This is a genomic window from Salegentibacter maritimus (genome assembly GCF_016236975.1).
Taxonomy (GTDB): domain Bacteria; phylum Bacteroidota; class Bacteroidia; order Flavobacteriales; family Flavobacteriaceae; genus Salegentibacter; species Salegentibacter maritimus.
The window spans coordinates 73,586-96,307 of sequence record NZ_JAEHNY010000009.1 but is presented as its reverse complement, the minus strand read 5'-3'; the positions used below and the strand labels follow the sequence as shown (position 1 = coordinate 96,307).

The following is a 22,722-nucleotide window of genomic DNA, read 5'->3' as shown; positions in this document are numbered from 1 at the left end:
GTTGACTGTAGTTATTGTCTCCAAAATGTACTTTGAAATTCTTCTTCTTTTGGATCGATATCCTCAGTTAAATCTGCAAACAATTTATCCAATTCAGAACTGTGGTAATTTGTTCCTTCTAGCTCCTTTTTTGTTTCCATCAAAATTCTCGTGCTTATTAAAAAATTGAAGAAATGAATAAAAGATTGTACTAAAATTATGTCCTCTGTAGGATTAAAATCCTTAATAGATAATTTTTGGTCTTGTCTTAAATATGGATAATATTTCAATAACTCTTTTTTCGGAAACAGACGATTGTGCTTAATGGAATTTGATATTAAACGTAATCTGTCTCGGTCCTGAAATAGCTTTTTCTTATTTTTTGTATCAATTCCAATTTTCTCCAGGTCTTTATAGTTTGTCCGATTTAAAATATTATAATGACCTAAAATTTCATTTTCGTAATTCTCGATTTTATGATAAAGACCAACATAAAACAAAAGAGTTATTTCGTCCGATAGGGAATGTTTAGGTTTTTCTAGAACTTCATTAACTACATCCAACAATTCTTTTTCAGCTGGAGTATGTTTTTTTTTGAGTTTAGAACTGTAGAAATTTTCAGTTACTGAGAAAATTTTATCAATGTAAATTTCTTTGAATAAATCCAATTCAAAAATTATGGATTTAGTTCTTATTTTTAATTGAACTAATTCGGTAAGCGATTCGAAAATTTTTTGTCCAATTTCTTCTCCAAATTTATCAGTTAGCTCTTTTTCTAATTTTATGTAGTCCGATAGAAATTTGATCAACATTTTTTCTTAAATCTTTTTGATAATTACAGCCAACTTTTGCTAAAGAGTATAGATTTCTTCGTTCTATTCGCTATTTTTTGTTCTACCTAAAAACTCCTGAAGGGAAAACCACCACACTTTCGTGACCATCTTTCCCTACACTTGCAACTCCAAAAAAGTAGTTGTCTATTACGATTCCATCCAGGGTAAATTCATTTACATTACCCACAAAACGCGAGTATTGCCATTGTGCTTCGGTAGTTTCCCTCCAATAAATTTTATAACCTGCAATTTCATCTTCAACTTTATCCCATCTTAATTTTGCCGAGGGTTCTACAATTCCTCCAATCTCTACATTTTTTGGTGCGGGTGGAGCCCAGGCCAGGCTTGCCATATTTATGGCGTTTACTGCGGTAAGCTTTTTGGCATAATCAAAATTTACACCGGCTACCACATCGCCATATTCTATTCCATTTTCAGTACGAATATCCTGGTGCTGCCGATTATAATTTTCATGTGCTTCCATAATTCTTATTCCGGCAAACCCCAGATCGTTAAAAGGACGATGGTGACCACCTCGGCCAAACCTGTCTAAACGATAAATCATCATTGGGTTCATTTCGGGCATATAGGTTTCTGTGGTTGTATGTACATAGCGAGCAAGTTGACGTGAAATACCATCTACCTCGCCGCCGTAAAACCTACGCCTGTTTCTTTCCCTATCTGTTTCATTTGGAGGAACGGGTTCAGAAAATATTCTAAAAGTACGATTATCGATTACGCCGTCCACTCCTTCAATATTTCCAATCATATCGTTGTTAAGAACACCAATAATTTCCCAATTGTTAGCTTTAGCATATTGGGCAAGGCCTTTACCTCCAAAAAGCCCCTGTTCTTCTCCCGAAAGTCCTACATACACTATGCTATTTTCAAATTCGTATTGTGATAAAACCCTGGCGGCTTCCATAGTACCGGCCATCCCACTGGCATTATCGTTGGCGCCGGGAGCATCGGTTTTAAAATCCATGGTATTGCTGGCACGAGAATCTATATCGCCGCTCATGATGATATACCGATTAGGATATTTTGTTCCTTTTTGAACAGCTACTACATTTACCACCCAGGCATCGTGAGGAATCCGGTCTCCATCTGCTGTGGTCACAAAATCTTTTTGATAAAAAATATCCAGGCAATTATTGCAATTTTTAGAAAGATAGTCGAATTCTGATTTTATCCATCTTCGTGCAGCTCCAATTCCGCGTGTGTCTGAGACGGTGTCACTGAAGGTATTCCTGGTACCAAAACCGGCTAGTTTACGAATGTCAGCTTCAATACTATCGGCAGATACATTTTCAATAATATCGTAAATGCGCTGATCGGTTTGTGCGTTTGTTTGCTGAATTAGTAATCCTGAACATAAGAGTAGGGCAAGGGTGGGTATTTTTCTAAGCATAAAACAATTGTGGTTTAAGCTTCTAAAGTACCCAAAGTTTCTTTGATATCACAAAGAATTGCGAATTTGGTAATACTATAAATAAAAAATCCCGGAAATTTTACCGGGATTTTTTATCACATTCTATTTAAAATAGAATTTAGCTAGCTTTCATATTATGAATTTCAGCTTTTGCTTCGTGTGCTTTTTCGTCAACTTTAGATTTAGAAAGGCTAGCTTTGGTTTTGTTCTTTAAGGCATCTACTTTATGACTTAGAGAATTTGAAAATTCATTAAATTTTCCTTTAGTTCCTTCCAATGCTTCATTGCTTGAATCTGAAATCGCCTTTCTCGTATCTGCTCCTTTTTTAGGCGCAAATAATACTCCTAAAGCTGCACCTACAGCTGCTCCTGATATTAATCCTAATAACATTTTTCCTGATTTCATCGATCTAAGTTTTTAAGTTTGGTTCGTATAATTGTTCAATGTAAAAGTAGAAGATATTAGAATGTTTGCCATATTTTAGGAGTTAAGTTATGCATAAACTTTTTTGGTAAATGTCAAGGATTTTAACAGTTTCAAAGCTTAAGAGTTTTCCGCAAATTTATTCAGAATACTCCTTACTCTAGAGGTGTCTTCTACATAATAGCGGGCACTGGTTTTTTTCATCCCAACTTTAACCGTAAAAGATTCTTCAGGGAGTTCTTCAAACATATATTCATCTGTCCAATCATCTCCAATAGCAAAAATGAAATCGTACTTTTTACCAACTAGTTTTTTGTTGGAAGCTTTTCCTTTATTAACTCCACTACTTTTTATTTCCAGCACTTTATTTCCCTCAAGAACGCTAAGTCCGTGATTAGAAATCAACTCTTTTAAAACATTAGAAAGTTCATTAGCCCTTATTTCTCCTAATTCCGGATCGGCTTTTCTGTAGTGCCATGCCAATGAATAATTCTTATCCTCAATAAAAGTACCGGGTGTTCTATCTACAAAGGTTTCGATTACCGGTCTTACCGTACTCATCCAATCGTTATTTACATTTTCAGAAAGTTCCCATTCCGAGTTTTTTTGACGCATCCAAACACCATGTTCCGAAATAAGTTCTACAGGAATTTCCTGCCACCAGGAACCCAGGGTGTCTTTGTCCCGGCCACTAATAAGGATTACATCGGTATTTTTGGATTCGTTTAATTTATGAACCAAATCAATTAATTCTTGATCGGGTTTCGCCTTCTCAGGCTTGTCTGTAAAGTTCACTAGAGTTCCATCGTAATCAAGGAATAGGATTCTACTCTCTGCATTTTTAAATTTCTCCAAAATTTCATCTGAAACTTTAGAAGATATCCTTGTAGCTTTAAATGCTTCTCGATCCTGACTTGTGTCTTTTAGTGCCTTCATAAAATCATTGGCCCATTTTTCTACGCTGTAACGTTTTAATCGCTTTTGAAGTGTTTTATTTCGTTGCTGTTGTTCTTCTTTTGGCATTTCTATAGCCTGGATTAAAGCTTCTGAAATTTGCTGGAAATTATTGGGGTTTATTATTAATGCTTCATTCATTTCGTGAGCGGCCCCGGCCATTTCGCTTAAAATAAGCACCCCGGTTTGGTTTATTCGGGTAGCTACAAATTCTTTGGCTACCAGGTTCATTCCATCTCTTATTGGCGTTAATAATGCAATGTCGCAACTGGTGTAAAGATCTATTAAGTTTTCAAAAGGCATAGAACGATAGAAATACCAGATGGGAGTCCAGCTTACTGTAGAAAATTTTCCATTTATTCTTCCTACCAACTCATCTATTTCCCTTTTTAATCGTTGATATTGAGGAACATTAGATCTTGAGGGCACTGCAAGCATTACCAATCTCACTTTTTCAATAAACTCTGGGTGGTTATCCAGGAAATATTCAAAGGCACGAATTCTGTTGGCAATTCCTTTTGTATAATCTAAGCGGTCTATGCTTAAAATAAGTTTTGCATTAGGGGTCTCGCTTGCATGATGATCTAACCGCCTTTGTAATTCTGTACGCTGTTCTTCAGTATTTTTAAAATGCTCATGGGCGGCATTTTCAAATTTCTTATAGTCTATACCCATGGGGAAAGAATCTACTTTTACAATCCTTTCCGGAAGTGTGATTTCATTAAAATTCACCTGATGCCGTAAAATTCGGCTTACCGAACTTAAAAAATGTCGCTCATAATCATAGGTATGAAAGCCTATTAAATCGGCGCCCAGTACACCTTTTAACACTTCATCACGCCAGGGTAGTGTTCTAAAAACTTCATAAGAAGGAAAAGGAATATGATTAAAAAAACCAATAGTTGCTTCGGGTTGTTTTTCCCTAATCATATTAGGGACTAAAAGCAATTGATAATCGTGCACCCAAATGTGATCACCGTCTTTATAATGTTTCAGTACTTCATCTGCATATTTTCTATTTACGCTTTTATAGGTTTCCCAGTGCTCTTTATCGGATTCGGTATATTCCATAAAATAGTGAAAAAGCGGCCAAATAGTTCGATTGCTGAATCCAAAATAGAAACCTTCAATTTCTTCTTCACTAAGATTTACCGCAACACAATTTTCTTTTCGGGCTTTTTCTTTAACATCTTTCAAAAGATTTTCCGGGATTTCTTCTTTTGTGAGTCCGCTCCAGCCTATCCAAATACTATCACCATCCTTATGGAAAGATTTTAAGCCGGTTGCCAGTCCGCCAACACTTGGAGTGACCTCCAGATGATTATTTTCTAAACTAATTTGTAAGGGTAATCTATTGGAAATTATTATCGTTTTACTCATAATTAAATGTGAATGGCGTTGTTGCGAATTTGATTTTTATTAAATTTCCGAAAATCATTTTACACTACAAGTCTTTTTAAAGAATTTTAAGAGTATATGGAGAATTTAGATTACGGAATTATAGGGAATTGTAAAAGTGCTGCATTGATTTCAAAAACGGGATCATTAGACTGGTGTTGTTTGCCAAATTTCGATTCTTCGGCTGTTTTTGCCAAGTTATTGGATGAGAAGGTTGGAGGCAGTTTTGAGTTTATAGTAGACGATTCCTATAAAATTACCCAGGAATATCTTTGGGAAACCAATATTTTAAATACCCAATTTAATGATGGTGAAAATTCTTTTCAGGTTATAGATTTTATGCCTAGATATCCACGAGAAGACGGGTCTTTTTATGCGCCGCCAGATATAATTAGATTTATTCGTTTAACAGGGGGCAGACCTAAGTTTAGAATTAAATACGATCCTCGTTTAGATTTTTCTCGCGAGAAAACATATAATAATCTAAAGGAAAATTATATTAAAAGCTATACCAAAGAAGGTAAGTACGACTCTCTTTTCTTTTATTCCAGTTTAGACCTGAATGACATTTTAGAACAAAACGAGATCGAATTAACCGGAAACGCATACTGCTTAATTGGGTATCACGAGAAGCTTATAACGCAAACTTTAGATCGTTCTTATTTAAAATTTCAACGAACCAAGACCTATTGGATGAATTGGAGTGCAAAAACTACCCGATATACGCATTATGAAAATGAAATAATGCGAAGTGCACTGGTTTTAAAATGCCTTAGTTATAAAAAATCGGGTGCTGTTTTGGCGGCCGCAACCACCTCTTTACCCGAAACTATCGGGGAAGAAAGAAATTGGGACTATCGTTTTTGTTGGATTCGTGATGCCTCTATGGTAATTAAAGTAATGGCCGGCCTTGGGCATATAAAATCGGCTAAAGATTTTCTTCAGTTTATCATAGATATTATTCCCGATAAGGATGAGAAAATCCAGATTATGTATGGGATAAATGGCGAAAAAGAGCTCACTGAGCATATTTTAGATCATTTATCTGGTTATAAAAACTCTCACCCGGTAAGAACCGGCAATGCGGCTTATATCCAAAAGCAAAATGATATCTACGGAATTTTGATGGAGGTAATTTACCAGCAATTTAACCAGTTTGAAACCTCTTTAGAGAATTCTGAAGAACTCTGGACGGTGGTACGCGGTATTGTAAGTATTGTAGAAGAAAACTGGAAAAAGCCTGATAAAGGAATTTGGGAATTACGTACTGAAGACCGGCACTTTGTGTTCTCAAAACTTTTATGTTGGGTAGCGATAGACCGGGCTATAAAAATTGGAGAGGTTTTAAGAATGGGTATTAATGATACACATTGGAAATCTCTACGTGCCGAAATTTATAATGATATTTATAAAAATGGTTGGAATGAAGAAGTGCAGGCCTATACACAATATTATGGTTCTAAAGATTTAGATGCTTCTACTTTACTAATGGAGCAATATGGCTTTATTGAAGCTAAAGACCCCAGATTTGTAAGCACCGTGAAAGCAACCGAAAAAGAGTTGTGCAAAGAAGGACTCATGTACCGCTATAAAAATAAAGATGATTTTGGCGAGCCAACTTCTTCTTTTACAATCTGTACTTTTTGGCTTATAGATAGTCTATTTAAAATAGGGGAGAAGAAGAAAGCCAAAAAAATGTTCGATCAATTACTTTCTTATAGCAACCACCTGGGGCTATTTAGTGAAGATATAGACTTTGAAACTAAAAGGTTGTTGGGTAATTTTCCGCAGGCATACTCTCATCTGGCATTGATAGAAACCGCTGCTAATTTTAGCATTGGAACAAGCTCAGAGGAAAGCTGGCTTAGCGAGTTTTAATTAAAAGAGCATTATCTAATTGTGGAGCTTAATTTTTTATTGGCACCGAACACCCCCGGGGCTTCCTCAAAATTAAAAATTTGTTTCCAATGAATGCCTCGTGGGCTTTCCCCGAGATAGTTTACTATAGGAAGAAGTTTAGACAGATTTTATTTTATATAAATCTAAGGCTTCTTCCTGCAAATTCATAGATTAAAACCGGCAGCTACTTTAAGTCAATTATTCGTTTGGTTTTTTAATGTTTTTAGAGTTGAAATGTGGCTCTTTTACCTCTACGCGAGAGCGAGTTAAGTAAATTCCTTTTTCTAACTCTTTAATATAAGCAACCATTTGTTCCCTTAGTTTACAGTGTAGGTCCCAGGCCATAACTGCTGTACTGGCGCTACAAATTGCTCTTACTTTTAAAGATTTTTCAGTCATTTCTGTAACCTGTAATATAGGTGGATGCTCTTTATCCCACTCTTCAGAATTTTCGAGTAATTCTTTGAATTTCATTCTAAGTTTCTCAACATCTATCCTGTAATCTACATAAAGTTCTATTTCATTTAAAGAATGGGGACTGGTTATAGAAAGATTCTCAAAAGTATCAGAAATTATTGTTTTTAAAGGTACCACCAGTCTTCTAAGATCCCAGGTTCTAACAATCATATAAGTAAAACGAATATCCTCAACATAGCCCCATCGTCCTTCAATAATTACGGTATCCCCAATCCTGGCAGGTTTGGTAAGGGCAATTTGAATTCCGGCAATAATATTTCCCAGGGTGCTTTGCGCTGCAATACCTAAGATTATGGTTGCTAATCCTGCCGAAGCTAACATGGAAATTCCAAGTTTCTCCATAGATCTAAATTGAGATAGGATAATGGCGGTGCCAATAATTACAACCGTAAAAGTTAAAATTCTTCTGGCTACCGACAAATAGGTGAAAAGTTGCCTGGACTCATGACTGTTCTCTGAGGTAAGATCGCCAATTTTATGTTCGGCAACGTAGCGCATTGCAAAATCTAATATTCGCATAAAAAACCAGGTTCCGGATGCTATTACAATTGCAAGTAAAAGGGCATAAATAGTACTTGAATAGGCCCCGGAATATGATATGAGTTCATTAAGACTAATATAGAAGAAGAGCACACCCGTAGCTAAGGCAGCCGGAACGCCTAACTTTTTGGATAGAGCCATAATGAGCGGTTTGTTAAATGAAAGGGCAATTCTTCTAATTAAAAGAATAGCTACCTTTCCCAACATATACGAGAATATTAGCAATATAAAAGTTAGCACCGGCTTCCATAGGGGAACGGTACCTATTTTTGCCTGTGACCAGGTTGGCATATAGCGGTCTAAAAAAGTAGGGCCGTAGACCTGGTATAAATCTTCGGTATTCTCAACAGTGTTCGCAGAAATTAACCAAAAAGCCCCATAATCTTTATACTTTACTCTTTGTAGCCTAAAAATTATATCACGATTTTCTATTGCTGCCTCGCCAAAAACCACACTTCTTCTGGGGGCACCTGCTACTGCCTGGTTGGTAGTTGTACTAATATCTACCTGCCCGTCTGGCCTGTCTGAAATACCATCCCAATTAATTGCCACGCGCTGATCCATGACAAAATATAGTTTTTGAGCAATGTTAATCGCTTCTTCTTCAGTTAAGTTGTTAGGGAACAAATTAAAATTTAAAGCATAAGCGGCATCTTTAAAATTTTTGTTCCTACAGTTAATTACAAAATGTTCCAGGGTAGCCTGGGGAGTTTGTAAGTTAAATTTGTTTGGGGCTAAACCTAAAGGATTATTTAATCGCGTAAGTTGATAATAGGCCTCATTGTAGTCTTCTAAGCTATTAGGGAGATAGTTTGATTTGTTTGGTTCATTTATTTTTTCTTCTGAAGGAAGCTCTTTGGAATTAGCTACCGAGTCTGCTTGAAATGCGTATATTGAAATGGGTAGCAAAAAAATGCTGAAACTTAAAAATAACCATTTTAATTGGTTGCTCATACCTTTTTAATGAAGTTTACTTAAAAATTGCTAATGGATTATTTTTAAAATTAAGCAATAAAAAAAAGACCGTCTAAATTTGACGGTCTTTTAAAATAGATTTATCAGAATTTTTAGAAACAATATTTATTTTCTGAAGTAAGTTTTTCAGCAATAGTATTTCTTAATTCTACAACATTTGGCATTCGGTCGTACTTGGTGAAACGCTTAAGACCCATGAGCATCATACGCTGCTCGTCTCCTTCAGCAAAAGATGCAATTCCCTCTTTGGCTTTTTGATTAACCGTATCTACAGCGTGGTATAGATACAATTTCGCCATGGCAATTTCTTCTTTTTGTGCCTCTTCGCCAAAACGCTTTGCATTTTTTTCGGCTCTTAAAATACCAGATTCGGCCATATAAGCTTCAATAAGTATATCTGAAGCAGCAAGAAGCAATTGTTGGTGCTCTTCTAAATCCTGACCAAATTTTTGAACTGCACTACCGGCTACCATCAGAAAAACTTTTTTCAGTTTTTTGATCATATCTTTTTCCTCGGCGAATAATTCATTATAGTCTGGTTTATCCATAGAAGGTATACCTGTAAGTTCTTCGCCCACCGCCTGCGCTGGTCCTAAAAGATCTACATGGCCTTTCATTGCTTTTTTAATAAGCATACCAACAGCCAACATTCTATTAATCTCATTGGTGCCTTCATAAATTCGGGCAATTCTGGCGTCTCTCCAGGCAGATTCCATAGGGGTGTCGGCAGAGAATCCCATACCTCCCAATACCTGAATACCTTCATCACTACAATTTTGAATATCCTCAGAACAAGCAACCTTTAAAATGGAACATTCTATGGCATATTCTTCAAAAGTCTTTAATTCAGCATCGGCATGAGACTGGCCATCCTGTAAGCGAAGGTTTATTCTATCTTCAATATTTTTTGCAGCCCGGTAACAAGCAGCTTCCCCAACATAAGCTGAGGTAGCCATTTCGGCAAGTTTAGATTTTATAGCACCAAACTTTGCAATAGGTGTTTTAAATTGTACCCGGTCGTTAGCATATTTAACGGCTTCTTCGGTTACTCTTCGCTGTGCTTCTAAAGATGCGGCAGCCAACTTAATTCGGCCTACGTTAAGGGCATTCATCGCAATTTTAAACCCGTTCCCTCGTTCCGAAAGCATATTTTCAGCCGGAACTACGGTATCATTAAAGAACACCTGGCGAGTAGATGAAGCGTGGATTCCCAATTTCTTTTCTTCTTCCCCAAAGGTGATTCCGTTAGGGTTTTCCTTGTCATACTCTACGATAAAGCCCGTAATATTTTTATCGTCCTTAATACGGGCAAAAACAATAAAAACGCTTGCGAATCCTGCATTAGAGATCCACATCTTTTGGCCGTTTATTTTATAGCTTTTTCCGTCTTCGGTAAGCTCGGCTTTGGTTTTTCCCGAATTGGCATCACTTCCGGCCCCCGGTTCGGTTAAACAGTAGGCACCAAACCATTCGCCTGTAGCTAATTTAGGAACGTATTTTTTGCGTTGCTCTTCATTTCCATATAGTAGAATTGGTAGCGTTCCAATGCCGGTATGGGCTCCAAACGCAGTTGCTATAGATCCTGTTGCCCCCGAAATATAATCGCAAACAAGCATTGTTGAAACGAAGCCCATGCCAAGGCCTTCATATTCCTCGGGTACAGCAACTCCTAAAAAGCCCAGTTCTCCTGCTTTTTGCATTACTTCTTCAGTAAGGGCGTAATTCTTTTTCTCAAATTCTTCTTTTTTCGGCCAGATCTCCCGATCTACAAATTCCTTTACCGAATCACGCATCATTTTTTGCTCCTCTGTAAAATCTTCGGGCGTAAATATATCTTCTGCTTTGGTTTCCTTTACCAGGAATTGACCACCGCGGAGAAACTCATTTTTATTTTCTGTTGTTTCCATTATTTTGATGTTATTTTTAATTTTTCTTGGAATTAAGTATCCGAATACAGGAGTCAGGATTCAAGACTTGTCTAATCCGTCTATAAATCGTGAAATCATTTTTTATATTTCCTGAATTTTCAATTCACATTCTTTAAATCTTTCTTCTGAAATATATTTTTCTGAATAAGCAATTATTAATTGGGTTTCCCACTCAAAAGCTGAACCGAGACTATTTTCAAGGTATTGTATAAAATGTCTATTAGTTCTTTTACTCGTTCCTTCAGCAATATTAGAAGGAATAGAAACCGCACATCTAATTAATTGAGACACAAGATTAAATTTTTCAAAATCGGGAAAATTTCTAACTATTTTATAAGTTTCTTTAATAAGAAACATTCCTTCTTTCCAAATTTTCAATCTTTTGAAATTATGTCTTTGCATCTCTTTAGTATTAAGTCTTGTCTCTTGAGTCTTAGTTCTTGCTTCTAGCTAAGGAACTCATAAACTCCCGCAGCTCCCTGTCCTGTTCCTACACACATGGTTACCATGGCATATTTGTCTTTTAGGTTGCGTTTTCGCATTTCATCAAAGATTTGTACCGAAAGTTTTGCTCCTGTACAACCCAATGGATGTCCCATAGAAATTGCGCCGCCATTAGGATTTAAAGTTTCAGGGTTTAAGCCTAATTCTCGAATTACAGCCAGAGATTGCGAGGCAAAGGCCTCGTTAAGTTCAATAAGCTGCATGTCGTCTTGTTTTAATCCCGCTTGTTTTAAAGCTTTTGGAATGGCGTGAACAGGGCCAATCCCCATAATTCTGGGATCCACACCTACCGGGGCATAACTTACTAATCTGGCGATAGGCTCAAGATTGAATTCTTTTACCATTTCTTCACTCATTATCATTACAAAGGCAGCACCATCGCTCATTTGTGAAGAGTTACCCGCAGTTACGCTTCCGCCTTCGGCAAAAACAGGTCTTAGTTTATCTAAAACTTCTTTGGAAGTATCGGCACGTGGCCCTTCGTCTTTATTAACCGTATAGGTTTTTGTTTGTTTTTTGCCATCTTTGCCTACAAATGTTTCTTCTACGTCAATAGGTACAATTTGATCTTGAAAACGATCTTCTTTTTGTGCTTTTAATGCTTTTTGATGAGAATTAAACGCAAATTCATCCTGGTCTTCACGGGAAACCTTATATTTTTCGGCCACTGCTTCTGCGGTTAGTCCCATTCCCCAGTAATAATCTTCGTTTCCTTCTTTGGCTACCTTGTAGTTAGGAACCGGTTTATATCCTCCCATAGGAATGTAACTCATGCTTTCTGCACCCCCTGCAATAATACAATCGGCCATACCACTTTGAATCTTGGCCGAGGCAATAGCGATTGTTTCCAGTCCCGATGCACAGTAACGATTAACCGTCATCCCGGGAACTTTCTCGGTTTCCAGCCCCATAAGAGAAATTAAACGCCCTACATTTAAACCCTGTTCTGCTTCGGGCATTGCGTTTCCAACAATTACATCGTCAATTCTGGTTTTATCAAAATCGGGTAATTGTTTCATCATGTATGCAATGGTTTCTGCAGCCAAATCATCGGGCCGTTTAAACCTGAATACTCCGCGAGGGGCTTTCCCTACGGCTGTTCTATATGCTTTTACTATGTATGCTGTTTTCTTCATTTCTTAGTATTTAGATGTTAGTATTGAGTATTGAGACAACTCAAACAGCTAACGATTTTATTAAAGCGTAATTCATTTTTTGAACCTCAATTACTTCAGATAAAATTGGAGCAACTTTTTCTTCGTCCACCAAATTCAATCTATAAGAAAGTAACAGTTGAGTATAAAGTTCGTAAGAAGAGCCGCTCGCAATTCCAAGGAAATTTTTAAATTCTCTCTTAGTATTTCTGCCGGCTCCTTCTGCTATATTCGAGGGAACTGACACAGCACTTCTTCTTATTTGACTTGTTAAACCGAATTTTTCCTCAGCTGGAAAATTAGCAGAGAGCTGATAAGTTTTTTCAGCAATATCCATTGCTTTAATCCAAACTTTTAAATCATTTAAATTGTGCATATTCTAAACTTTTAAGTTTTTCACTCACTACTCTATACTAGTTACGAAGCGGCTTCCCTTTCTTCAACATATGCTGAAGTCTCTCAAGGGTTTTGCGTTCACCGGTTAGGGATAGGAAAGCTTCTCTTTCCAGGTCTAACAAGTATTGTTCACTTACCATTTGTGGTTCAGATAAATCTCCACCGGCCATAACATAAGCCAGTTTGTTTGCAATCTTTTTATCGTGGTCACTAATATATTTACCTGCATTCATTTGGTCGGTTCCTACCAGGAAAGCACCTAAAGCCTGTTTTCCAAGTACTTTTATATTGGTACGGCGAATCGGCCTGGTATACCCATTTTCAGCCATTAATAAAGCATGTTGTTTAGCAATGCTTAGTTGGCGCTCGGGATTAACAACTACAATATCTTTCCCTTTTTGAAGAATATTTAAATCGTATGCTTCATAGGCTGAGGTAGAAACTTTTGCCATTCCAATGGTTAAGAAATGCTCTCTTAATCGGTTTAATTCCACATCATCTTTTTCAAAGGTATCTGCGGCCCGAAGTGTCATTTCTTTAGAGCCCCCACCACCGGGAATAACGCCAACTCCAAATTCTACAAGGCCAATATAAGTTTCGGCTGCTGCCACTACCTTATCGGCGTGTAGTGAAAGTTCACATCCGCCACCCAGGGTCATGGAGTGTGGGGCAGCTACGGTAGGAATAGAAGAGTAGCGCATACGCATCATCGTATCCTGGAAATATTTTATGGCCATATTAAGCTCTTCATATTCCTGTTCTACGGCCATCATAAAGATCATCCCAATATTTGCACCTACCGAAAAGTTTTTACCATTATTGGCTACTACCAATCCCTGATAATCTTTTTCTGCCATATCTATGGCTTTATTAAGGCCATCGAGAACATCACCACCAATGGCATTCATCTTACTGCGGAATTCTACATTAAGGATTCCATCACCAAGATCTTCAACTACAACTCCGCTATTGCTGAAAATCTCTTTAGACTCACGAATATTATCTAAAATGATAAACGAATCCTGTCCCGGAATCTTAACGTGATCTTTTTTATTAATATCGTAATAATAAGTGTTTCCATCTTTAACGGTGTAAAAAGAATCTTTACCGCTCTCTATCATCTCATGTACCCAAGCTGCGGGTTCTTTACCTTCGGCTTTCATGATTTCAACCCCTTTTTGAACACCCAGGGCATCCCACATTTGGAAAGGACCGTGCTCCCAACCAAATCCGGCTTTTACACCATCGTCAATTTTATAAAGTTCGTTAGAGATTTCCGGAATTCTGTTAGAGACATAGGCGAAAAGTGCAGCGAAATTCTTGCGGTAAAATTCACCGGCTTTACCCTTGTCACCTACTAAAACCTCGTAGCGGTCTTCCAGTTTATTTATTGTCTTGGTTTGCTCCAGTACACTAAATTTCGCGCTTTTTCTATCGCGATATTCCATTTTATCCAGGTCTAACGATTTAATTTCGCTAGAACCATCTTCTTTCTTTATCTTTTTATAAAACCCGGTATTATTGGTTTTACTACCCAGCCATTTATTATCCATCATGGTCTGTATAAAATCCGGTAAGGCAAAAAGATCGTGTGCCTCATCGTCTGGAACACCTTTATGAAGTCCGTTGGCCACATGCACCAGGGTATCTAAACCAACCACATCTACCGTACGGAAGGTGGCAGATTTCTGGCGACCAATAACGGGACCGGTAAGTTTATCTACCTCCTCTATGGTCATATCCATATCTTTTACCATGTGGAAAAGACTCATTATGCTAAAAATACCTATCCTGTTTCCTATAAATGCCGGAGTGTCTTTGGCAACAACCGATTTCTTACCAAGGTATTTTTCACCATATTCGTTTAAGAAATCTAAAACCTCCTGTTTGGTATCTGGCCCAGGAATAATCTCAAATAACCTTAAGTATCTTGGAGGATTAAAGAAGTGTGTTCCACAGAAATGTTGCTTAAAGTCTTCACTTCTGCCTTCATTCATTTGCTGAATAGGAATTCCCGATGTATTAGAGGTAATAAGTGTACCTTTTTTACGGTGTTTTTCCAGCTTTTCAAACACTTGTTGCTTTATATCCAGTCTTTCCACAACTACCTCTATAATCCAATCGGCTTCGGAAACCCTGGAAATATCGTCTTCCATATTTCCGGTTTCTATACGATTTGCAAAATCTTTATGATAAATAGGGGAGGGCTTAGACTTTAAAGAAGCTTGTAAAGAATCGTTTACCAATCTGTTTCTAACTTGCTTATCTTCTAGAGTAAGTCCTTTTTTCTTTTCTTTCTCATTGAGTTCTCTTGGGACGATGTCCAACAAAAGAACTTCTACGCCAATATTGGCGAAGTGGCAGGCAATACCGCTCCCCATAATTCCGGAGCCTATTACTGCTACTTTATTAATTCTTCTCTTCATAATTATAATCTGGTTTTAACTATAAGGTTTTCGTTATTGAATAAAAACTACAGATTTTTAAACTGTAGAATTACTTGTTTTTAGTTTACTTTAATTTCTTTCTGGTAAATTTTCTTTTCTGAAATAAGGTTCAGAATTGTGTTGGCTACTTTAATAAAGGTTTTTAAATCTTCTTCTGAAACGTTTTCCTTTACAGCCTCATCAAAACGCAAAACTACTTTTTTGGAGTACTCTCGCATTTCCTGACCAAAATCGGTTAAATATATAAGCACACTTCTGCCATCTTTTGGGTTTTTCTTACGGAGGATCAATTTTTTCTCTTCCATTGTTTTCAATATTCTAGATAAGCTTGTAGCTTCCATTCCCATTTTTGGGCCAAGGGAAGTAGATGGCGTCCCGTTTTCAGGATCTATACTTAACAGAGCAAAACCGGTAGACATAGTGCTTCCGGCTTTGCCGGCTTCTTCATTGTACATTTTAGATACCGCCATCCAGGTAGCTCGTAAAACATAGTCTATTGTTTTTTCCTTCATTCTTAAGTGTTGATATTCAAAGTTAATAAAATATATTATGCACGCATAATAAAAATAGCATAAATAATTATGTTAATGTAAGTTATGGGGTAATTGATACTTAAATTCTTTGTAAACTGTCTATAAATAAAGATTATTTTCCTCAATAGTATTTCTAAGGCATGCTTTAGTTATTCGATAATCAATATTTAATGCTCAGAGGCCAGCCTCGAAATAAAAAAATCTTTTCATTTAATGCCTCGTTGGCTTGCCATTAGGTAATTTACCCATTAAATTTAAAGGAATTGTATAAAAAAACCCTTCGGAGAGAAGGGTTTAACATTATTATATAGATTGGTAAATTTTATCGTATAATTTTTTGTAACGGTCTTTAATATTTCTTCTCTTTAATTTCATAGTAGGGGTAAGGTGGCCTTCTTCAATTCCCCAAACTTCTCCTGTGAGTTCTATCACTTTTATGCGTTCCCATTTACCGAACCTTTCATTGTAAAAATCTATTTCCTCCTGAATACGGGTTTTAACCTGTTCGTTTTCGGCGATTGTCTTTTCAGAGGCATCGCCAAGGTCTATATTTTTTCGTTTTGCCCACTCCTTTATAAACTCGAAGTTTGGCTGAATGAATGCAGCAGGCATTTTTTCTCCATCTCCAATAACCATAATTTGCTCTATAAATCGAGATTGTTTCATGGTATTTTCAATAAGCTGGGGTGCAACATATTTTCCGCCCGAAGTTTTAAACATTTCTTTTTTACGATCGGTAATTTTAAGAAAGCCTTCGTCATCAATTTCCCCAATATCGCCGGTATGAAAAAAATTATCTTCAGTTAAGACCTCTTTACTTTTTTCAGGCTCCTTATAATAGCCTTTCATCACGTTGGGACCTTTACATAAAATTTCTCCATCTTCAGCAATTTTTACGGTTACATTATCTATAGGTTTTCCAACGGTTCCAATTTTAAAACCTCTATTTCTTTGGTCATTCACCGCAATAACCGGAGAAGTTTCGGTTAGGCCGTAGCCTTCCATTACCGGAATTTCTGCAGCGGCAAAAACACGAGCAAGTCTGGGTTGAAGAGCCGCCGAACCAGATACTATTAATTCAATATTTCCCCCCAAACCTTCTTTCCATTTAGAAAAAATTAATTTCCGGGCTAGCTTAAGCCGGGTTTCGTACCACCATCCGTTAGCACCGTAAGGTTCATATTCTAAACCTAATTCTACCGCCCAGAAAAACAATTTTTGTTTAATTCCTCCCAGAGTAGAGCCTTTGGCAATTATTTTATCGTAAACCTTTTCTAAAAGCCTGGGTACAGCTGTAATTACATGTGGTTTTACTTCTTTAAGGTTATCGCTAATTTTATCTATAGACTCTGTAAAGTGAATAGAAACCGAATAGTATTGATATAAATATAATATCATACGCTCAAATACGTGGCAAACCGGTAAAAAGCTAAGTGCAACATAGGTGCCCCTTTCAAAAGGAACACGCTGCGAGCTATCCAATACATTGCTTACAAGGTTTTTATGTGAAAGCATAACGCCTTTTGGTCTTCCCGTAGTTCCCGAGGTATAGATTAAAGTAGCGATATCATCTGGCTTTACCGCTTTTTTTAGTTGTTCTACTTCATCTTGATTGCTTTTGTCCTCTCCAAGATCCAGTACTTCTTTCCAGTTTTTAGTACCTTCTATTTCATCAAAACTATAAACCTCTTTTAGTTTAGTATTCTGTTTTATGGAATTAAGTTTTTCTAAGACTTCTGAGTCTGAAACAAAACAAAATACCGCTTCACTGTGGTCTAATACATATTGGTAGTCTTCTTCAGAAATTGTAGGATATACAGGTACCGTTTGCGCTCCTGTTTGTAACACCCCAATATCCATAACATTCCATTCCGTTCGGTTGCTGGTAGATATTATAGCAATTTTATCGTTTGGTTTAATCCCAAGACGCAATAACCCGCGACTTATAGCATTGGCTTTATCAATATATTCCTGGGTAGAAAGAGCCTCCCAGGTACCATTATATTTAGTGACCAGGGCCTTTTCTAAAGCATGTGTTTCCAGTTGAAAATAAGGGAAATCAAATAGTCTTGTTGGTTTATTCATGTTGGGTGTGGAATTATTATATACCTTGCAAAATAGCAAATTTGCGCTCTATTTCAAATTGAAAAATTAAAATATAACCAGATTTTTTAATAAGAATATAAAAACTTAATAAATGAGATTGGAAAAGTTTAAAGAATGATCGGTAATATGAAATTGATAATCAACCGATTAATTTATAAGGAAAACGCCCGGGATAAATATCCACGGGCGTTTTAAAAATTTTACTCGATATTCGAGATTTTAAATAAAAAGATTTTCTGTAAACAAGGTCTTCTGTTAAAATTTTATTTCTCTTCTAACCACTTCCTTGCATTTACAAAGGCTTCTAACCATGGGCTTACTTCATCTCCTTTTCTATCTTTTGGATAATAAGCCCAGTTCCATGGAAAAGTAGAACGCTCCAGGTGTGGCATCATCACCAGGTGTCTCCCCGAATCGTCGGTTAACATTGCGGTGTTGTAGTTAGAGCCATTAGGGTTGGCAGGGTAGGCATCATAGCCGTATTCTCCAACAATATTATAATGCTCTTTTTTATAAGGAAAACTAAACTTTCCTTCTCCATGCGCTGCCCATATACCAAGTTTACTACCGGCCAGGCTGGAAAGCATCACCGACTTGTTTTCCTTTATTTCTACCGAAGTAAAGTTACACTCAAATTTATGCGAGGCGTTATGAAGCATTTTGGGTTTTTCTTCGTCCCCCGGATTTATTAATCCTAATTCTATAAAAAGTTGACAACCATTACAAACTCCCAGAGAGAGCGTATCTTCTCTACTAAAGAAATTGTCTAGAGCTTTTTTTGCTTTTTCATTATATAAAAAGGCACCGGCCCAACCTTTAGCACTTCCCAAAACATCAGAATTGGAGAAACCACCAACGGCAGCAATAAACTTAATATCCTCAAGAGTTTCTCTACCCGAAATTAAATCGGTCATATGTACATCCTTTACATCAAAACCGGCAAGGTGCATTGCGCGTGCCATTTCACGTTCAGAATTTGATCCTTTTTCACGAATAATCGCAGCCTTTATCCTTTTACCGGTACCTTCGGTAGAGGGTATATGACCTGTAAAATGCTCTGGAAATTTAAATTCCAGCGGCTGATTTTTATAATTATTAAATCGCTCTGTTGCTTTGTCTAAGCCACTTTGTTTTTGATCTAAAAGAAAGGAGGTTTTATACCAGGTGTCTCTTAATTCACTAATATTAAAACTGAAATTTTCTGTATTGTTCTTAATGTTAAGTGTATTTGTTTCGGTTACACTTCCAATTTTAAAGAACTCAATTTTATTATCACTTAATACTTTTTCAGCTGTTTCGTCTTTTGCCTGGAATAGAATTCCGCAGTTTTCATTAAAGAGCAATTTAACACTGTCTTCCTCATTTAATGCCGAAAGATCTATATTGGCACCCAGGTTATTATCGGCAAAACACATTTCCAGAAGGCTGGTAATTAATCCTCCTGAAGCCACATCGTGGCCGGCAAGAATTAAATCCTGTTTGATTAATCCCTGTATATTATAAAATGCATCTGCAAACTTTTTATCATCTTTTATTGTGGGTACTTCTTTTCCAACTTTGTTCAAAATTTGCGCAAAAGAAGATCCGCCAAGTTTAAAGCTGTCTTGTGATAAATTGATGTAGTAGATGTCGCCTCCATTTTTTTGCAACACCGGTTCAACCACCCTGGTAATATCGTCACAATGCCCGGCAGCAGAAATAATAACGGTTCCGGGTGAAAGTACTTCGCTATCTTTATAACGCTGTTTCATGGAAAGGGAATCTTTTCCGGTAGGAACATTTATTCCAAGGGAAATCGCAAAATCTGAAACTGCCTGTACCGCCTCATATAGTCTGGCATCTTCACCTTCATTATTACAGGGCCACATCCAGTTAGCTGAAAGTGAGATAGATTTTAAGCCTTTTTCTAATGGGGCCCAAACAATATTGGAAAGTGCCTCAGCTATCGAATTTTTAGAACCCGCAACCGGGTCTACCAATGCAGAAACAGGAGAGTGACCAATAGAGGTGGCCACACCTTCTTTTCCATTATAATCTAATGCCATTACACCACAATTATTTAATGGAAGTTGTAGAGGGCCAGCGGTTTGCTGTTTGGCTACACGACCTGTTACACAACGGTCTACTTTATTGGTTAGCCAGTCTTTACTTGCCACAGCTTCTAATTGAAGTACCTGGTTTAAATAGTCTTTAATATGATTTGAAGAATAAACTACATCTTCGTAAACCCTTGTTACCGACTTGTCTTCCATGATGGTCTTTGGTGAACTTCCAAACATATCGGAAAGTTCCAAATCCATAGGTTTTTGTTTAGATTCTGAACCTTCAAAAGTAAACCTGTAATCGCCGGTTACATTACCCACCTGGTAAATAGGAGAGCGTTCTCGTTCAGAAACCCGGCGCAGTATTTCATAATTTTTACCGCCAATAACCAATCCCATTCGTTCCTGAGATTCGTTTCCTATAATTTCTTTTGCCGAAAGGGTAGGATCACCAACCGGTAATTTATCCAGGTCTATTTTTCCGCCGGTTTCTTCAACCAATTCACTAAGGCAATTTAAATGGCCTCCGGCACCGTGATCGTGAATAGAAACAATAGGATTTTCTTCACTTTCAACCATTCCGCGCACCGCATTAGAAGCACGTTTTTGCATTTCGGGGTTGGCTCTCTGAATGGCATTTAATTCAATACCGCTTCCAAAAGCTCCTGTGTCTGCTGAAGAAACTGCGGCACCGCCCATTCCAATTCGGTAATTTTCACCACCAAGAATCACTATTTTATCGTCTTTCTTTGGAACATCTTTTTGTGCCTGGTTGGCTTTGCCGTACCCAATTCCACCGGCCAGCATAATTACTTTATCATAGCCTAAATTTCTTTGGTGTTCTGTATGTTCAAAAGTAAGTACCGAACCAGATATTAAAGGTTGCCCAAACTTGTTCCCGAAATCTGAAGCCCCGTTAGAGGCTTTTATCAAAATATCCATTGGGGTTTGGTATAACCAATCCCGTTCTTTCATACCATTTTCCCATTTTCGGTCTTTTTCAAGTCGGGAGTAAGAAGTCATATAAACAGCAGTCCCGGCTAGTGGCAAAGAGCCTTTTCCTCCTGCCAATCTATCCCGTATCTCCCCACCACTTCCGGTGGCAGCTCCGTTAAAGGGCTCTACTGTAGTTGGGAAATTATGGGTTTCGGCTTTAAGGGAAATCACCGAATCAAAATCTTTATTTTCATAAAACTCCGGTACATCGGGAAGTTTTGGAGCAAACTGTTGTACTCGTGGCCCATTAATAAAGGCTACATTATCTTTATATGCCGAAACAATTTCGTTGGGATTCTCTTCAGAAGTTTTACGTATTAGTTTAAAAAGCGAACTTGGCTTTTCTTCTCCATCAATCACAAAAGTGCCGTTAAAGATCTTATGGCGGCAATGTTCAGAATTTACCTGTGAAAACCCAAATACTTCAGAATCTGTAAGTTTTCTACCTAATTTTTTAGACAATCCCTGCAAATAAGCAACCTCATCAGTACTTAGGGCCAGGCCTTCCTGCTGGTTGTAAGCTGCAATATCATCAATTTCCATGATTGGCTCAGGATTGATATGAATATCAAAAATATCCTGGTCCAGACCTTCATATTTCTGTGAGATCATAGGGTCAAAATCGTGGTAATTCTTATCTATTCGCAAGAACTCTTCTATCCTAATAATACCATGGATTCCCATATTTTCGGTAATTTCAACCGCATTGGTACTCCAGGGGGTGATCATGGCTGCCCGGGGACCAACAAAAAAAATTGCAAGCGCAGATTTATTGATTTGTTGTGTATTTCCAAATAGCCAATTTAATTTCGTGATGTCTTGAGCCGTAAGGTTGGTATGCGTTTCTACTGCATAAACCTTAGTAGTTTGGTCTCCAAAGAAAAGGATCATTCTATGTTGTTTTGTGTTGTTTGAGAAAGCACAAATTTAGGTTTTTTAAAGGAAATATTTTATGATGTTGGCATAGAAATAAATGGAGTTTTTTTGCAGCAATTCATATAGCTGATTTCTTAATTGATTAGGGTCGAAAGGATCGTAGCCAAATCGGTATTAAGAAGTCATTTTTTAGGCTTTAAAAAAGTCTTTATTCCAAAAGATAAAGTTGGTTTTGGTGAATTGAAAGGTGAAATTTTAATAGTCCCCCAGCCCCTCTATATTATTCATTTCATGAACTTCCCAATCCTCTATACGAAATTCGGTAGATGCTTCATTGATAGCTTGTTTTCTTCTTAATGTTTGGTCTTTGGCAAATTCTTCGGAAGTATTAGGAATTCCAATAATATCTATTAATTGGCCATTTTCAAAAAGCCCAACGGGGTCGTTTCCATTAAAATCTAAAGGAGCCCCGGTTTTTAATTGATTGGCTTTGTTGGTAATTTCAGGAATATCGGCAGCCTCGTTACTTATCACAAAAGTTTCGTTATGCGCTATGTTACCCTGAAGCATAACTTCACCCATCCAATCCCCATCGCCGTTAGATTGTTTTTTTATTGAATAGGCTAAAGTTTCCAGGTTAATTGTTTGGCCTGTAAGGTTTACAATTTCCAGTGCTTTATTAAAGGAGCTACCTTCTATATATTCTGAAAAGAAAATTTCAGTTGAAAAATTATCTTCCGGCGGAATTTCAATAGAAGTATCATCTTCGGCACAGGAATAAACCAGGATAGTAAAAAGAAATGCGTAATATTTTTTCATCGGAAATCAA

15 protein-coding genes are annotated in these 22,722 nt (G+C 37.2%); 1 reads left to right on the top strand and 14 read right to left on the bottom strand.

Annotation, left to right across the window (positions count from 1 at the left end; all coding sequences use genetic code 11):
* Positions 1–11: 11 nt before the first annotated feature.
* The 4 genes from I6U50_RS10985 to I6U50_RS10970 all read right to left on the bottom strand — a co-directional run bounded on the left by I6U50_RS10985 (position 12) and on the right by I6U50_RS10970 (position 5,002).
* A complete protein-coding gene (locus I6U50_RS10985; RefSeq protein WP_198638863.1) occupies positions 12–791 on the bottom strand; it encodes a hypothetical protein in 780 nt (259 codons plus the stop codon).
* An 82-nt stretch (positions 792–873) separates the two neighbouring features.
* Positions 874–2,223 carry a M28 family metallopeptidase gene (locus I6U50_RS10980; protein WP_198638862.1) on the bottom strand — a complete coding sequence of 450 codons (1,350 nt, stop codon included), beginning with the start codon at positions 2,221–2,223 and terminating at the stop codon, positions 874–876.
* A 139-nt stretch (positions 2,224–2,362) separates the two neighbouring features.
* Positions 2,363–2,650 carry a YtxH domain-containing protein gene (locus I6U50_RS10975; RefSeq protein ID WP_193710802.1) on the bottom strand — a complete coding sequence of 96 codons (288 nt, stop codon included), beginning with the start codon at positions 2,648–2,650 and terminating at the stop codon, positions 2,363–2,365.
* Between the two features lie 138 nt (positions 2,651–2,788).
* Entirely contained in the window at positions 2,789–5,002 is a 2,214-nt protein-coding gene (locus tag I6U50_RS10970) for a bifunctional alpha,alpha-trehalose-phosphate synthase (UDP-forming)/trehalose-phosphatase (protein WP_198638861.1), read from the bottom strand.
* A 96-nt stretch (positions 5,003–5,098) separates the two neighbouring features.
* Here I6U50_RS10970 and I6U50_RS10965 point away from each other — a divergent pair, with 96 nt between their 5' ends.
* The gene (locus tag I6U50_RS10965) at positions 5,099–6,898 is read left to right on the top strand and encodes a glycoside hydrolase family 15 protein (protein ID WP_198638860.1); all 1,800 of its coding nucleotides are present in this window, start codon (positions 5,099–5,101) and stop codon (positions 6,896–6,898) included.
* Positions 6,899–7,117: 219 nt separating this feature from the next.
* Here I6U50_RS10965 and I6U50_RS10960 read toward each other — a convergent pair whose 3' ends face one another.
* The 10 genes from I6U50_RS10960 to I6U50_RS10915 all read right to left on the bottom strand — a co-directional run bounded on the left by I6U50_RS10960 (position 7,118) and on the right by I6U50_RS10915 (position 22,712).
* On the bottom strand, positions 7,118–8,890 hold the full coding sequence (locus I6U50_RS10960; RefSeq protein ID WP_198638859.1) for a mechanosensitive ion channel family protein: 1,773 nt from the start codon (positions 8,888–8,890) through the stop codon (positions 7,118–7,120).
* A gap of 113 nt (positions 8,891–9,003) precedes the next feature.
* Positions 9,004–10,818, bottom strand: coding sequence for an acyl-CoA dehydrogenase family protein (locus tag I6U50_RS10955; RefSeq protein WP_198638858.1), 1,815 nt, complete (start codon positions 10,816–10,818; stop codon positions 9,004–9,006).
* 102 nt (positions 10,819–10,920) lie between these two features.
* Positions 10,921–11,241 carry a four helix bundle protein gene (locus I6U50_RS10950; protein WP_198628556.1) on the bottom strand — a complete coding sequence of 107 codons (321 nt, stop codon included), beginning with the start codon at positions 11,239–11,241 and terminating at the stop codon, positions 10,921–10,923.
* A 44-nt stretch (positions 11,242–11,285) separates the two neighbouring features.
* Positions 11,286–12,479 (bottom strand): acetyl-CoA C-acyltransferase, encoded by a 1,194-nt coding sequence (locus tag I6U50_RS10945; RefSeq protein WP_198638857.1) that lies wholly within the window; start codon positions 12,477–12,479, stop codon positions 11,286–11,288.
* A 40-nt stretch (positions 12,480–12,519) separates the two neighbouring features.
* Positions 12,520–12,873: a four helix bundle protein gene (locus I6U50_RS10940; protein ID WP_198638856.1), complete on the bottom strand. Its 354-nt coding sequence runs from the start codon at positions 12,871–12,873 to the stop codon at positions 12,520–12,522.
* 37 nt (positions 12,874–12,910) lie between these two features.
* Positions 12,911–15,319, bottom strand: coding sequence for a 3-hydroxyacyl-CoA dehydrogenase/enoyl-CoA hydratase family protein (locus I6U50_RS10935; protein ID WP_198638855.1), 2,409 nt, complete (start codon positions 15,317–15,319; stop codon positions 12,911–12,913).
* An 80-nt stretch (positions 15,320–15,399) separates the two neighbouring features.
* Positions 15,400–15,852 (bottom strand): MarR family winged helix-turn-helix transcriptional regulator, encoded by a 453-nt coding sequence (locus tag I6U50_RS10930; RefSeq protein ID WP_193710811.1) that lies wholly within the window; start codon positions 15,850–15,852, stop codon positions 15,400–15,402.
* Between the two features lie 324 nt (positions 15,853–16,176).
* Positions 16,177–17,958: an AMP-dependent synthetase/ligase gene (locus tag I6U50_RS10925; RefSeq protein WP_198638854.1), complete on the bottom strand. Its 1,782-nt coding sequence runs from the start codon at positions 17,956–17,958 to the stop codon at positions 16,177–16,179.
* 284 nt (positions 17,959–18,242) lie between these two features.
* Positions 18,243–21,908, bottom strand: coding sequence for a phosphoribosylformylglycinamidine synthase (gene purL / locus I6U50_RS10920; protein ID WP_198638853.1), 3,666 nt, complete (start codon positions 21,906–21,908; stop codon positions 18,243–18,245).
* Between the two features lie 240 nt (positions 21,909–22,148).
* Positions 22,149–22,712, bottom strand: a complete 564-nt coding sequence (locus tag I6U50_RS10915; protein ID WP_198638852.1) for a lamin tail domain-containing protein — start codon at positions 22,710–22,712, stop codon at positions 22,149–22,151.
* Positions 22,713–22,722: the final 10 nt, after the last annotated feature.